Origin of the sequence: Streptomyces sp. NPDC047079, assembly GCF_040643755.1 — a bacterium.
Lineage (GTDB): Bacteria > Actinomycetota > Actinomycetes > Streptomycetales > Streptomycetaceae > Streptomyces.
Map to the genome: position 1 here is coordinate 18,952 of NZ_JBEYUZ010000001.1, position 14,674 is coordinate 33,625.

General features: G+C 69.9%; 9 protein-coding genes. 5 read left to right on the top strand and 4 right to left on the bottom strand.

The features are described 5' to 3' along the window. Positions 1–169: 169 nt before the first annotated feature. Positions 170–916, top strand: a complete 747-nt coding sequence (locus ABZ823_RS00070) for a response regulator transcription factor (RefSeq protein WP_361651953.1) — start codon at positions 170–172, stop codon at positions 914–916. 33 nt (positions 917–949) lie between these two features. Here ABZ823_RS00070 and ABZ823_RS00075 read toward each other — a convergent pair whose 3' ends face one another. Both ABZ823_RS00075 and ABZ823_RS00080 read right to left on the bottom strand, forming a co-directional pair. Continuing rightward, positions 950–2,152 carry a crosslink repair DNA glycosylase YcaQ family protein gene (locus ABZ823_RS00075; protein ID WP_361651955.1) on the bottom strand — a complete coding sequence of 401 codons (1,203 nt, stop codon included), beginning with the start codon at positions 2,150–2,152 and terminating at the stop codon, positions 950–952. A gap of 96 nt (positions 2,153–2,248) precedes the next feature. Then, complete coding sequence (locus ABZ823_RS00080; RefSeq protein WP_361651957.1) at positions 2,249–2,827, bottom strand: GNAT family N-acetyltransferase; 579 nt, start codon at positions 2,825–2,827, stop codon at positions 2,249–2,251. Positions 2,828–3,124: 297 nt separating this feature from the next. Between ABZ823_RS00080 and secA the strand changes: the two genes are divergently transcribed. Then, positions 3,125–5,938: a preprotein translocase subunit SecA gene (gene secA / locus ABZ823_RS00085; protein WP_361651959.1), complete on the top strand. Its 2,814-nt coding sequence runs from the start codon at positions 3,125–3,127 to the stop codon at positions 5,936–5,938. A gap of 162 nt (positions 5,939–6,100) precedes the next feature. Here the strand turns inward: secA and ABZ823_RS00090 are convergent, their stop codons facing one another. After that, positions 6,101–6,709: an Rv3235 family protein gene (locus ABZ823_RS00090; RefSeq protein WP_361651961.1), complete on the bottom strand. Its 609-nt coding sequence runs from the start codon at positions 6,707–6,709 to the stop codon at positions 6,101–6,103. 341 nt (positions 6,710–7,050) lie between these two features. On the opposite strand from ABZ823_RS00090, the gene ABZ823_RS00095 reads away from it, so the two are divergent. Both ABZ823_RS00095 and ABZ823_RS00100 read left to right on the top strand, forming a co-directional pair. Then, positions 7,051–7,566, top strand: coding sequence for a hypothetical protein (locus tag ABZ823_RS00095; RefSeq protein ID WP_361651963.1), 516 nt, complete (start codon positions 7,051–7,053; stop codon positions 7,564–7,566). Positions 7,567–7,635: 69 nt separating this feature from the next. Further along, entirely contained in the window at positions 7,636–8,301 is a 666-nt protein-coding gene (locus tag ABZ823_RS00100; RefSeq protein WP_361651965.1) for an HAD family hydrolase, read from the top strand. Positions 8,302–8,387: 86 nt separating this feature from the next. On the opposite strand, the gene ABZ823_RS00105 is transcribed toward ABZ823_RS00100, so the two are convergent. Next, the gene (locus ABZ823_RS00105; RefSeq protein WP_361651967.1) at positions 8,388–8,954 is read right to left on the bottom strand and encodes a DJ-1/PfpI family protein; all 567 of its coding nucleotides are present in this window, start codon (positions 8,952–8,954) and stop codon (positions 8,388–8,390) included. Between the two features lie 591 nt (positions 8,955–9,545). Here ABZ823_RS00105 and ABZ823_RS00110 point away from each other — a divergent pair. Beyond that, positions 9,546–14,486: an NAD-glutamate dehydrogenase gene (locus ABZ823_RS00110; protein WP_361651969.1), complete on the top strand. Its 4,941-nt coding sequence runs from the start codon at positions 9,546–9,548 to the stop codon at positions 14,484–14,486. The last annotated feature ends 188 nt before the right edge of the window (positions 14,487–14,674 follow it).

The following is a 14,674-nucleotide window of genomic DNA, read 5'->3' on the forward strand; positions in this document are numbered from 1 at the left end:
AGCCCGTGCGCCCCCAGGGGCATCGGTGTGCGGCCATTTCTCGCCGCGCTCTGTCACCTGGCGGTCGCCCGGGCATGGAATCATGGCCGCAACGGCTCAACCGGTGGGCCGTTGCCTTGGGTTGGCGATGGCACAGGACCACAGGCCACAGCCTTCAGGGGGAGGAACGATGGCGGACAGCTTCGGACCGATGCAGGAGGAGGATGCCGACGACGGCGTCGTCGGCATGGGCCCGGAGGCGGGCTCTGCGGGCAACGAGCCCATCCGCGTCCTCGTCGTGGACGACCACGCGCTCTTCCGCCGTGGCCTGGAGATCGTGCTGGCCGCCGAGGAGGACATCCAGGTCGTCGGTGAGGCCGGCGACGGGGCCGAGGCGGTCGACAAGGCAGCGGATCTGCTGCCCGACATCGTCCTGATGGATGTGCGGATGCCCAAGCGGGGCGGGATCGAGGCCTGCACCTCCATCAAGGAGGTGGCACCCAGCGCCAAGATCATCATGCTGACGATCAGCGACGAAGAGGCCGATCTGTACGACGCCATCAAGGCCGGCGCGACCGGCTACCTCCTCAAGGAGATCTCCACGGACGAGGTGGCCACGGCCATTCGCGCGGTCGCCGACGGACAGTCGCAGATCAGCCCCTCCATGGCGTCGAAACTCCTCACCGAGTTCAAGTCGATGATCCAGCGGACCGACGAGCGCCGACTGGTCCCGGCACCGCGGCTCACCGACCGCGAGCTGGAGGTCCTCAAGCTCGTCGCCACCGGAATGAACAACCGGGACATCGCCAAGGAACTGTTCATTTCCGAGAACACCGTGAAGAACCACGTGCGCAACATTCTGGAGAAGTTGCAGCTGCACTCCAGGATGGAAGCCGTGGTCTACGCGATGCGGGAGAAGATCCTCGAGATCCGCTAGCGGGAGGAACACCGCCCGCCGACGGCTGCCGCGTCAGTCCAGGGACCGGGCCAGCTCCCGGATCAGCGGCTCACGCAGCGCCGGAGCGGCCACCCGCTCCACGCGTACGTGCGTGCAGTTCACCCATGACGCCGCCTCCAGCAGGGCCTGGGCCACCGACGGGACCGCCCTGGGGTCTTCCAGCGTGACCTGCTTCGCGACCAGTGTGCTCCCCTCGCGCGCCGGGTCCACCCGGCCGACCAGCCGGCCGCCGGCGAGCACCGGCATCGCGAAGTAGCCGTAGACCCGCTTCGGCTTGGGGACGTAGGCCTCCAGGCGGTGCGTGAAGCCGAAGATCCGCTCCGTGCGTGCCCGCTCCCAGATCAGGGAGTCGAACGGCGACAGAAGCGTCGTACGGTGGCGGCCGCGCGGCGGGGCCGCGAGCGCCGCCGGATCCGCCCATGCCGGTCTGCCCCAGCCCTCGACCGTCACCGGGACCAGGCCCGAATCCGCGATCACCGCGTCTACCTGCTCGCCCTTGAGGCGGTGGTAGTCCGCGATGTCCGCGCGCGTGCCGACGCCGAGGGACTGGCCGGCGAGGCGCACCAGACGGCGCAGGCACTCGGAGTCCTCCAGCTCGTCGTGCAGCAGATCCGACGGGACGGCGCGCTCGGCGAGGTCGTACACACGCTTCCAGCCGTGGCGTTCGACACACACCACCTCGCCGTACATCAGCGCGCGCTCCACGGCGACCTTCGTGCCGGACCAGTCCCACCACTCGCTGGTCCGCTTCGCACCGCCCAGCTCCGTCGCGGTCAGCGGGCCCTCGGCGCGCAGCTGCTTGATCACCTGGTCGTAGGCGCCGTCCGGGAGCGCGTGGCTCCAGTGCGGGCGGGAGCGGTAGGCGCGGCGGCGGAAGGCGAAGTGGGGCCACTCCTCGATGGGGAGGATGCAGGCGGCGTGGGACCAGTACTCGAAGGCGTGGGGGCTGGGCGCGGCCGGTCCGGCCGGCGACGGCGTCCAGTACGCCGCGTCGACCGCCTTGCGGCCTATCGCTCCCAGGCGGGCGTACGCAATGAGTTCGTGGGAGCGGGCGAGGACCGAGATGGTGTCGAGCTGGACCGCGCCGAGGTGGCGCAGGACCCCGCGGACACCGGCCCTGCGGTCGGGGGCGCCAAGGAAGCCCTGAGCCCGCAGGGCGATACGGCGGGCTTCGTCGGCGGTCAGTTCGGCGGTGGGGCGCGGCAGACTCGGCATGGTCACACCGTAGGGCGTGCCACTGACAACGCCGGGTGGGCCTGCGTCCCGGCCATGCGGTGCGGCAGGCGGCCCGCCGGCCGGCGCGGCCCGCGGCTATGCCGACCGGGCCGGTGACGGCAGATACGGCACCGCCGACGGCAGGCCCACATCGGACGGCAGGAGCGAACCCACCCAGCAGTCCCGGCGGACTCCCTTGTTGTTGATCGCGGCGCGCAGGGTGCCCTCGATAAGGAAGCCCGCGCGTTCCGCGACCGCGCGGGAGCCCGCGTTGCCGACCTCGGCACGCCACTCCACGCGGTCGATCGACAGATCGGTGAAGGCCCAGCGTGCCGCGGCGAGCGTGGCCTCCGTGATGTAGCCGTTGCCCCGGTGTTCCTTCGCCGTCCAGAAGCCCACCTCGGCGACGCCCAGGGAGCGCATCGTCAGGCTCAGCATGCTCACCAGTTCCCCGGAGAGAAGGAAGACGCCGAACGTGAACATCGAGCCGTCGGCCCAGCCGTCGGGAGCCATGCGTCCGACGAAGACTTCCGCGTGCTCGCGCAGGTACGGCGACGGGATGGTGGTCCAGCGCTGGATGTCCGGGTCCTGGGCGGCCGCGAACACCGCATCGGTGTCCTGCGGGCCCACGGTCCGCAGCAGGAGGCGTTCGGTGGTCAGGGTGACGGGGTCCATCGCCCGATTCTGCTCGGCCCCCCGTGCCGCCGCCACGACATTTCGTGCCACGCCCGGGTCCGCCGGGTGGTCGTGGCCTCCGCCACGCCGTCGCGTCTCCTCCTCCCACATGAGGTGAGGGGCCGGTTACTTTTCGTGGGACGGATGCGGCACCTTCCGTCGCGCCCGTCCGTTGTCCTAGTGGCTGTCGGCGACAGACCTCCCGGCGTGGCGGGGTCCTCGCTTACGATGGCCGTTGCTCAAGCTGTCCTACGTAACCGACCGTCCCAGGCCCGACCGGCAAGGAGACAAGCCCCCGTGTCCGTCCTCTCGAAGATCATGCGTGCAGGCGAAGGCAAGATCCTGCGCAAGCTGCACCGCATCGCGGACCAGGTCAACTCCATCGAAGAGGACTTCATCAACCTCTCCGACGCCGAGCTGAGGGCCCTCACCGACGAGTACAAGCAGCGATACGCCGACGGTGAGAGCCTTGATGACCTGCTGCCCGAGGCGTTCGCCACCGTGCGCGAGGCCGCCAAGCGCGTCCTCGGCCAGCGGCACTACGACGTGCAGATGATGGGTGGTGCCGCGCTCCACCTCGGCTATGTGGCCGAGATGAAGACCGGTGAGGGCAAGACCCTGGTCGGCACGCTGCCCGCCTACCTCAACGCCCTGTCCGGAGACGGCGTCCACATCGTCACGGTCAACGACTACCTGGCCGAGCGCGACTCCGAGATGATGGGCCGCGTCCACAAGTTCCTGGGGCTCAGCGTCGGCTGCATCCTGGCGAACATGACCCCGGCCCAGCGCCGCGAGCAGTACGCGTGCGACATCACCTACGGCACGAACAACGAATTCGGCTTCGACTACCTGCGTGACAACATGGCGTGGTCGAAGGACGAACTGGTACAGCGTGGCCACAACTTCGCCATCGTCGACGAGGTCGACTCCATCCTCATCGACGAGGCCCGGACGCCGCTGATCATCTCCGGCCCCGCCGACCAGGCCACCAAGTGGTACGGCGACTTCGCCAAGCTGGTCACGCGCCTGAAGCGCGGCGAGGCGGGCAACCCGCTGAAGGGCGTCGAGGAGACCGGCGACTACGACGTCGACGAGAAGAAGCGGACGGTCGCCATCCACGAGTCCGGCGTCAGCAAGGTCGAGGACTGGCTGGGCATCGACAATCTCTACGAGTCGGTGAACACCCCGCTCGTGGGCTACCTGAACAACGCCATCAAGGCCAAGGAGCTCTTCAAGCGCGACAAGGACTACGTCGTCATCGACGGCGAGGTCATGATCGTCGACGAGCACACGGGCCGTATCCTCGCCGGCCGCCGCTACAACGAGGGCATGCACCAGGCGATCGAGGCGAAGGAAGGGGTGGACATCAAGGACGAGAACCAGACGCTCGCCACGATCACCCTCCAGAACTTCTTCCGCCTCTACAAGAAGCTCTCCGGCATGACCGGTACGGCCATGACCGAGGCCGCCGAGTTCCACCAGATCTACAAGCTCGGCGTGGTCCCGATCCCGACGAACAGGCCGATGGTCCGCAAGGACCAGTCGGACCTGATCTACCGCACCGAGGTCGCGAAGTTCGAGGCGGTCGTCGACGACATCGCCGAGAAGCACGAGAAGGGCCAGCCGATCCTGGTCGGCACCACCTCGGTCGAGAAGTCCGAGTACCTCTCGCAGCAGCTCAGCAAGCGCGGCATCCAGCACGAGGTGCTGAACGCCAAGCAGCACGAGCGCGAGGCGGCGATCGTCGCCCAGGCCGGGCGCAGGGGCGCTGTGACCGTGGCCACCAACATGGCCGGCCGTGGCACGGACATCAAGCTCGGCGGCAACCCCGAGGACCTTGCCGAGGCCGAGCTGCGCCAGCGCGGGCTCGACCCCGAGGAGCACATCGAGGAGTGGGCGCACGCCCTGCCGGCCGCCCTGGAGCGGGCCGAGCAGGCGGTCAAGGCCGAGAAGGACGAGGTCGAGGAGCTGGGTGGCCTGTATGTGCTGGGCACCGAGCGCCACGAGTCCCGCCGCATCGACAACCAGCTGCGCGGCCGTAGCGGCCGTCAGGGCGACCCCGGCGAGTCGCGTTTCTACCTCTCCCTGGGTGACGACCTGATGCGCCTGTTCAAGGCCCAGATGGTCGAGCGCGTCATGTCGATGGCGAACGTCCCCGACGACGTGCCGATCGAGAACAAGATGGTCACGCGCGCGATCGCGTCCGCACAGTCGCAGGTCGAGACGCAGAACTTCGAGACCCGCAAGAACGTCCTCAAGTACGACGAGGTGCTCAACCGTCAGCGTGAGGTCATCTACGGCGAGCGGCGCCGCGTCCTGGAGGGCGAGGACCTGCACGAGCAGATCCAGCACTTCATGGACGACACGATCGACGCCTACGTCGCCGCGGAGACCGCCGAGGGCTTCGCCGAGGAGTGGGACCTGGACCGGCTGTGGGGCGCCTTCAGGCAGCTCTACCCCGTGAAGGTCACCATCGAGGAGCTGGAGGAGGCCGCGGGCGACCGTGCCGGGCTGACCGCCGAGTTCATCGCCGAGTCGATCAAGGACGACATCCGCGAGCAGTACGAGCAGCGTGAGGCGCAGCTCGGCTCCGAGATCATGCGTGAGCTGGAGCGCCGGGTCGTGCTGTCGGTCCTGGACCGCAAGTGGCGCGAGCACCTCTACGAGATGGACTACCTCCAGGAGGGCATCGGCCTGCGCGCGATGGCGCAGAAGGACCCGCTGGTCGAGTACCAGCGGGAGGGCTTCGACATGTTCACCGCCATGATGGAGGGCATCAAGGAGGAGTCCGTCGGCTATCTGTTCAACCTGGAGGTCCAGGTCGAGCAGCAGGTCGAGGAGGTGCCCGTCGAGGACGCCAAGCCCTCCCTGGAGAAGGAGGAGGCCGTGGCGGCCCAGGCGGCCCGCCCGGAGATCCGCGCCAAGGGCCTGGAAGCCCCGCAGCGCCGCGAGCGGCTGCACTTCTCCGCGCCCACCGTGGACGGTGAGGGTGGCATCGTCGAGGGCGACTTCGTCGGCGACGACGGCGAGCCGGTGCGCTCGGAGGCGGACGGCCTCACGCGCGCGGAGCGCCGCAAGCAGGCGAAGGGCGGACGCCGCCGCAAGAAGTGACGCCGCCTCCCGCGGGAAGCGGCCGGCCTCCGCCGGAGCGGAGGCCGGATAGCGGCGCCACGCCGGCGGGACCGTGGCAGCGCCACGAGCGTCGTCGTCCGGCGGATACGGCCGAATGAGGGGCCGGGCACCCGAGGGTGCCCGGCCCCTGTGCCGTTGCGCTCAGTCGTCGTCCGGCCGTGGCCCGCGGGGCCCGCCCAGTTCCACCGCCGTGCAGCGCCAGCGGCGGTCCGAGCCGCACTCGAGACGGAACGCCATGGCGCGCACCTGGTCGCCCGCGCCGATCCGGGCGAAGGCCTCGATGGCCCCCGGGCGCGGGACGTAGTAGCCGATGTCGCGGACGACCGGACGGGTGCCGCGGGTGCGCAGCGGGCCGCGCTCGGCGAGCCGGGCCAGCTCGTCGTAGGCCCGGCCGACGGTGTGGCGGAGCATGCTGTGCACCGGGCGCTGACCGCTCAGCACCGACAGGAGGCGGTCGGCGAAGAGGTCGGTCGGACGGGGCTGGGGGACCGTCGCCACCCGGCCCGCGGCGACGGGCGGCGCCGTCACCGGGGCGCCTTGCCCCGCTGCCATGGCGGGTGCGCGGTGGGCCGGTGCCGTATCGAGGGCCACAGCCTGTCCCGGTGCCGTGCCGCGGGTCATGTCCTGGCCCCGTGCCGTGCGGCGCGGAGTGCCGCCGGGGCGGCGGGTGTCGTGGCGGACCGGCGGGCGCCCGCCCGGCCGGGTCTTCACCCGGGGCGTCGTGCTGTTCCTGGTCATCACCTTGTTCATACGGGATCCCCGTTTCGCGGGACCGGCGGATACCGGTCGGTAACTTCTCGGTGGGGATCCTGTACGAGACGAGCCGGCCTCGCAGCGATTCCGTCGCAGCCCGGGGGCCGCAGGAAGGTTCACCCATCAGGATGAGAGGCGGGGCGGGAGCCCCGGCGCGGCCGGGAGGGACCGGGTGATCCGCAAGCGCCCTGGTTGACGGCACGGAACGGTGCCGGCGGGGCCCGAAGGGGGACGCCCGCACGTATCCTGGGGTGACTCGCCGGAGGCGCGGAACGATCTCCGCGGGGCCCCTGCCCGGGCCGTCCGGCGTCCCTGACCGACTACGAAAGCGGCTCGTCATGCGCGTCTACGTCCCTCTGACCCTCTCCGGTCTCGCCGAGGCGTACAAGACGGGCGAGCTGGCCGCCGGGCCGGTTGTGGCGTACGCCGTCACGCCCGCCCTGCGCGAGTGGTACCTCTCCGACGACATCGAGGAGCTGGAGTACGCCGCGCTCAGCCGGGCCGCGCTGGCCTCCCTGCGGCTGCTGGCGGCGGACCCGGGGGCGCCGCGGCGGCGGGTCGTCGTCGCGGTCGATGTGCCGGACGGCGCGGCGGCGGCCGACCCGGACCGTGGCCTCGATCCCACGGCGCTCGGCGAGGTGCGGGTCGCGGGGGCCGTGCCGCTGGCCAAGGCGGCCGCGGTGCACGTCGACGCGGCCGACGCGGAGGCGGATGTGACCGAGGCGGCCCGGATGCTTCCGGCGGCGGAGGGCGGGGACGACGAGGCGCAGTTCGTCGTGGACGGGGCGGAGGACCACGAACTGCTCTGGTATGCGACGCAGGAAATTCCGAATCTCCTGGGGCTGGGCCGCTGACCTTGCGTTTCCCGGCCCTCGTGGCCGGGGCACCGGTGATTGTCAGTGGCACCGGGTACGTTTTCCGGCATGGGGACGTACGGAAGCGCGCACATCGTGTGGGACTGGAACGGGACACTGTTCCACGACAATGACGCGATCATCGGGGCGACGAACGCGGCGTTCGTCGAGCTGGGCCTGGAGCCGATCACGCTGGAGAAGTACCGGGCGCTGTACTGCGTGCCGGTGCCGAAGTTCTACGAGCGGCTGATGGGGCGGCTGCCCACAGACACCGAGTGGGAGGTCATGGACGAGATCTTCCACCGCTACTACGCGGAGCACCGGGTGCGGTGCGGGCTCACCGAAGGCGCGGTGGAGCTGCTCGCGGGCTGGCGGTCGGCGGGCCGCAGCCAGTCCCTCCTGAGCATGTATGTGCACGAGGAACTCGTGCCGCTCGTCCGGGGATTCGGGATCGAGGGGCACTTCGTACGGGTGGAGGGGCGCACCGGCCCCTCCGGGGGCAGCAAGGCCGAGCACATGGTCCGCCACATACGGGCCCTGGACGCCATCGACACCTCCCGCACGGTGGTGATCGGGGACGCCGCCGACGACGCGGTCGCCGCCCGGCACGTCGGAGCGCGGGCCGTTCTGTACACCGGGGGCTCGCACGGCCGCGCCAGCCTGGAGGCGGCCGGTGTGCCGGTGGTCGACACACTGGAGGAGGCGGTCGCGGAGGCCGAGCGCCTCGCCGCGTGAACGGCCGCGGCGCCCAACCGGGCGCCGTACCGTCACGTGCCGGATCCCCACGCCCGGTACCACCGGGCGCCGCCCGGCGTACCGGCTCAGCCGATCGGCGCCTTCGCTCGCAGTACTGTCAGGAACTCACGCATCCAGCTCGGGTTGTCCGGCCAGGCGCGGGACGAGACGAGCGTGCCGTCGACCACCGCCTCGGTGTCCTGGAAGGTGGCACCGGCTGCCTGCATGTCGAGCTCCAGCGCCGGGTAGGCCGTGACGCGCCGTCCGCGCAGGGCGTCGACCGCCGCGGTGAGCAGCGGACCGTGGCAGATCTGGGCGACGGGCTTGTCGGTGTCGAAGAACGACTTGAGGATCTTGCGGAGCTCGGCATCGTTGCGGAGGTACTCCGGGGCGCGCCCGCCGGGGAGGACGAGGGCGACGTAGTCCCCGGGGTCGACGTCGGAGAAGGCGAGGTCGGCGGGCCAGGTGTAGCCGGGTTTCTCGGTGTACGTGTCGAAGCCGGGTTCGAAGTCGTGGACGACGAAGCGGAGGGTCTTCCGGGTCGGCGCCGCGATATGGACCTCGTACCCCTCCTCGCGCAGGCGTTGGTAGGGGTACATGACCTCCAGTGACTCCGCCGCGTCGCCGGTGACGATCAGGATCTTCTGCGTCATGTCCGCTCTGCTCCCCTCGGTCGTGCGGGCGGCCCGTCGGGTGCCTTCGGGCAACGTGCCTCAAGCCGAGGGCGCTGCCAAGGGGGCCCGTACGGTCTACCGCCATGCTCGCACCGAAGGCACTGCACGGCAGCGCCCCCTTCGCCCCTGTGCAGAACGTCAAACTTCGACCCCCTCTTTTGTACACATACGGCTCATGACGTGCCCCCCGTGAGGAGCGATAGCCTGGTGGCGTGATCAGCGCGATACCTCGCGGGGACGTTGTCGTCCCTGCCTTGCGCCCGGTGAGCACGGACGACATCCGTGACCGGGCGGCGGTCGCTGGTCTTCGCAGGCGGGGCCGGTCGGACAGGGCGCCGCAGGCGCCCGGCACGGCAACCGGAGCGCCGAGGACGCGAGGGGCGCGGAGTGCGCCGAGAGCAGCGTCACAGTCGCCGAGGGCGCCGGAAATGGCCGATAACCCCCCACCTATCTCTCCAAGCGGCATAGCGTCGAACCAGACCGGACACCCCGCGTCACGGCGTTACGTCGGAGAAGAAACCGTACTTCCTTCTACGTCACGCAACGGCGCGCGACAGGAGCCAGAGGACAATGCAGACCAAGCTGGACGAAGCCAAGGCCGAGCTGCTCGAGAGGGCCGCCCGGGTAGCTGAGAACAGCCCGGTCGGGGGGCACCTACCGACTGGGACGACGGGCGCGGGAACCCCTGACCGGGACACCGTGCTCGCGTTCCTCCAGCGCTACTACCTGCACACCGCCCCGGAGGACCTTGCCGACCGAGACCCGGTCGACGTTCTGGGAGCCGCGTTCTCGCACTACAGACTGGCCGAAACACGTCCTCAGGGCACGGCCAACGTGCGGGTCCACACCCCCACCGTCGAGGAGAACGGCTGGACCTGCAGCCACTCCGTGGTGGAGGTCGTGACCGACGACATGCCCTTCCTGGTCGACTCCGTGACCAACGAGCTGTCCCGGCAGGGCCGCGGTATCCATGTCGTCGTCCACCCGCAGTTCGTGGTCCGCCGTGACCTGACCGGCAAGCTGCTCGAGGTGCTGCCCGAGGGGCCCGGCGGCGAGCTGCCGCACGACACGCACGTGGAGTCCTGGATCCACGTCGAGATCGACCGGGAGACCGACCGTTCCGATCTGAAGCAGATCACCGCCGATCTGCTGCGCGTCCTGTCCGACGTCCGCGAGGCCGTCGAGGACTGGGAGAAGATGCGCGAATGCGCGCTGCGCGTCGCGGAGGGGATCCAGAAGGAGCCCGTGCCCGGCGACCTGCCCCAGGGCGAGCTCGAGGAGGCCGGAGAGCTGCTGCGCTGGCTGTCCGCCGACCACTTCACCTTCCTCGGCTACCGCGAGTACGAGCTGGGGGAGGACGACTCGCTGGCGGCCGTGCCCGGCACCGGACTCGGCATACTGCGATCGGACCCGCACCACGCGAGTGGTGAAAGGCACCCGGTCAGCCCGTCCTTCGAGCGGCTGCCCGCCGACGCCCGTGCCAAGGCACGCGAGCACAAGCTGCTGATCCTCACCAAGGCCAACAGCCGCGCGACCGTGCACCGGCCGTCGTATCTCGACTACGTCGGCGTCAAGAAGTTCGACGAGGACGGCAACGTCATCGGCGAACGCCGGTTCCTCGGTCTGTTCTCGTCCGCCGCCTACACCGAGTCCGTGCGCCGTGTGCCCGTCATCCGGCGCAAGGTCGACGAGGTCCTCGAGGGCGCCGGATTCTCGCCCAACAGCCACGACGGCCGCGACCTGATCCAGATCCTGGAGACGTACCCGCGCGACGAGCTGTTCCAGACGCCGGTCGACGAGCTGCGCTCCATCGTCACCTCCGTCCTCTACCTCCAGGAGCGCCGCCGGCTGCGGCTCTACCTGCGCCAGGACGAGTACGGGCGCTACTACTCGGCCCTCGTGTACCTGCCGCGCGACCGCTACACCACGGGTGTGCGGCTGCGGATCATCGACATCCTCAAGGAGGAGCTCGGCGGCACCAGCGTCGACTTCACGGCCTGGAACACCGAGTCGATCCTGTCCCGGCTGCACTTCGTGGTGCGCGTCCCGCAGGGCACCGAGCTGCCGCAGTTGTCGGACGCCGACAAGGAGCGCATCGAGGCGCGGCTGGCGGAGGCCGCCCGTTCCTGGGCGGACTCGTTCGCCGAGGCGATGAACGCCGAACTCGGCGAGGAGCGCGCCGCCGAGCTTCAGCGCCGCTATGCCAACGCCTTCCCCGAGGGCTACAAGGCCGACCACACCCCGCGTGCCGCGGTCGCCGACCTGGTGCATCTCGAGCAGCTCGGCACCGAGGAGGGCGGCCGGGACTTCGCGCTCAGCCTGTACGAGCCGGTGGGCCTCGGCCCCGGCGAGCGCCGCTTCAAGATCTACCGCAGGGGCGAGTCCGTCTCCCTGTCCGCCGTGCTGCCGGTGCTCCAGCGACTCGGCGTCGAGGTCATCGACGAGCGCCCCTACGAGCTGCGCTGTGCGGACCGTACGACCGCGTGGATCTACGACTTCGGTCTGCGCCTGCCGAAGTCCCTGGCCGGCAACGGCGACTACCTCGGCGACGACGCCCGTGACCGCTTCCAGGACGCGTTCGCCGCCACCTGGACCGGGCAGGCCGAGAACGACGGCTTCAACGCCCTGGTGCTGAGCGCCGGGCTCACCTGGCGGCAGGCGATGGTGCTGCGCGCGTACGCCAAGTACCTGCGACAGGCCGGCTCCACCTTCAGCCAGGACTACATGGAGGACACCCTCCGCAACAATGTCCACACCACCCGGCTGCTGGTCTCGCTGTTCGAGGCGCGGATGTCGCCGGAGCGGCAGCGGGCCGGGCTGGAGCTGACCGACGCCCTGCTGGAGGAACTGGACGCCGCGCTCGACCAGGTCGCCTCGCTGGACGAGGACCGGATCCTGCGTTCGTTCCTCACCCTGATCAAGGCGACCCTGCGCACCAACTTCTTCCAGGAGGCGCCCGGCGGCAAGCCGCACGACTACGTCTCCATGAAGTTCGACCCGCAGGCCATCCCGGACCTGCCGGCGCCGCGCCCGGCGTACGAGATCTGGGTGTACTCACCGCGGGTGGAGGGCGTACACCTGCGCTTCGGCAAGGTCGCGCGCGGTGGTCTGCGCTGGTCCGACCGGCGTGAGGACTTCCGCACCGAGATCCTCGGCCTGGTCAAGGCGCAGATGGTGAAGAACACCGTCATCGTGCCGGTGGGCGCCAAGGGCGGGTTCGTCGCCAAGCAGCTGCCCGATCCGGCCGTGGACCGCGACGCCTGGCTCGCGGAGGGCATCCGCAGCTACCGCACCTTCATCTCGGCGCTGCTCGACATCACCGACAACCTGGTGGCGGGCGAGGTGGTGCCACCCGCGGACGTGGTCCGGCACGACTCGGACGACACCTACCTGGTGGTCGCGGCGGACAAGGGCACGGCGACGTTCTCGGACATCGCCAACGAGGTCGCCGAGAGCTACGGCTTCTGGCTCGGTGACGCCTTCGCCTCCGGCGGCTCGGCGGGCTACGACCACAAGAAGATGGGCATCACCGCCCGCGGCGCCTGGGAGTCCGTGAAGCGGCACTTCCGGGAGCTGGGCGTCAACACCCAGGCCGAGGACTTCACCGTGGTGGGCATCGGTGACATGTCCGGTGACGTGTTCGGCAACGGCATGCTGCTGTCCGAGCACATCCGCCTGGTCGCGGCCTTCGACCACCGGCACATCTTCATCGACCCGACCCCGGACGCGGCGGCCTCGTACGCGGAGCGCCGCCGGCTGTTCGAGCTGCCGCGCTCGTCGTGGGCCGACTACAACACCGAGCTGCTGTCGGCGGGCGGCGGGGTGTTCCCGCGGTCGGCGAAGTCGATCCCGGTCAACGCGCACATCCGCGAGGCGCTCGGCATCGAGGGCTCGGTCACCAAGATGACCCCGGCCGACCTGATGAAGGCGATCCTGCAGGCGCCGGTGGACCTGCTGTGGAACGGCGGCATCGGCACGTACGTCAAGTCCTCCACGGAGTCGAACGCGGACGTCGGCGACAAGGCCAACGACGCCATCCGCGTGGACGGCAGGGAGCTTCGGGTCAAGGTCGTGGGCGAGGGCGGCAACCTGGGTCTGACCCAGCTCGGCCGGATCGAGTTCGCCCAGCTCGGTGGCAAGATCAACACGGATGCCATCGACAACAGCGCGGGTGTGGACACCTCCGACCACGAGGTGAACATCAAGATCCTGCTCAACGCGGTCGTGGCCAACGGCGATCTGACGGTCAAGCAGCGCAACCAGCTGCTCGCCGAGATGACCGACGAGGTCGGCGCTCTGGTGCTGCGCAACAACTACGCGCAGAACGTGGCGATCGCCAACGCCCTGTTCCAGTCGAAGGACATGCTGCACGCGCAGCAGCGCTTCCTCCGCCACCTGGTGCGCGAGGGCCACCTCGACAGGGCGCTGGAGTTCCTGCCCACCGACCGGCAGATCCGCGAGCGGCTGAACGCCGGCCAGGGCCTGACCGGCCCGGAGACGGCCGTCCTGCTGGCCTACACCAAGATCACGGTCGCCAAGGAGCTGCTGGAGACGCCCCTGCCCGACGACCCGTATCTGCGCCGTCTGCTGCACGAGTACTTCCCGACGGCGCTGCGCCAGAAGTTCCCCGAGCAGATCGACGGCCACGCGCTGAGTCGCGAGATCGTGACGACGCTGCTGGTCAACGACACGGTCAACACGGGCGGCACGAGCTTCCTGCACCGTATGCGCGAGGAGACGGGCGCGTCGCTGGAGGAGATCGTCAGGGCACAGACGGCGTCCCGCGCGATCTTCCACTCCGGCGCGGTGTGGGACGCGGTGGAGGCCCTCGACAACCAGGTCGACGCCGATGTCCAGACCCGTATCCGCCTGCACTCCCGCCGGCTGGTCGAGCGCGGCACGCGCTGGCTGCTCAACAACAGGCCGCAGCCGCTCGAACTGACCGAGACCATCGCGTTCTTCAAGGACCGCGTCGAGCAGGTCTGGAGCGAACTGCCCAAGCTGCTGCGCGGCGCGGACCTCGAGTGGTGGCAGAAGATCTACGACGAGCTGACGAGCGTCGGCGTCCCGGACGAAGTCGCCACGCGTGTCGCCGGGTTCTCCTCCGCTTTCCCGGCGCTCGACATCGTGTCGGTGGCCGACCGCATGGGCAAGGACCCGATGGCCGTCGCCGAGGTCTACTACGACCTCGCCGACCGCCTGCGGATCACCCAGCTCATGGACCGCATCATCGAACTGCCGCGTGCCGACCGGTGGCACTCGATGGCACGCGCGGCGATCCGTGAGGACCTGTACGCGGCCCACGCGGGTCTGACGGCCGAGGTCCTGGCCGTGGGCAACGGCGCTTCGACGCCGGAACAGCGGTTCGAGGCCTGGCGGGAGAGGAACGGGGCGATTCTGACGCGGGCTCGGACGACCCTCGACGAGATCGCGGGCTCGGACTCGTTCGACCTCGCGAACCTCTCGGTCGCGATGCGCACGATGCGGACGCTGCTGAGGACGCACAGCTAGCCGGTACGGATCGGTTGTTCCGGTGCGAAGGCGGGGGTGCCCCCTGGGTGGGGCGCCCCCGCCGGCGTGATCCACGGAGCGTTCCGCATCCGCCCGTCCCGCACCGCTTTCTTGCCGAGACCTAGGGCAATTCCGGCAGTTACTTTACTCTGCCTCGCTAAACAGGACATTTGCACTAGGTTTGGCGT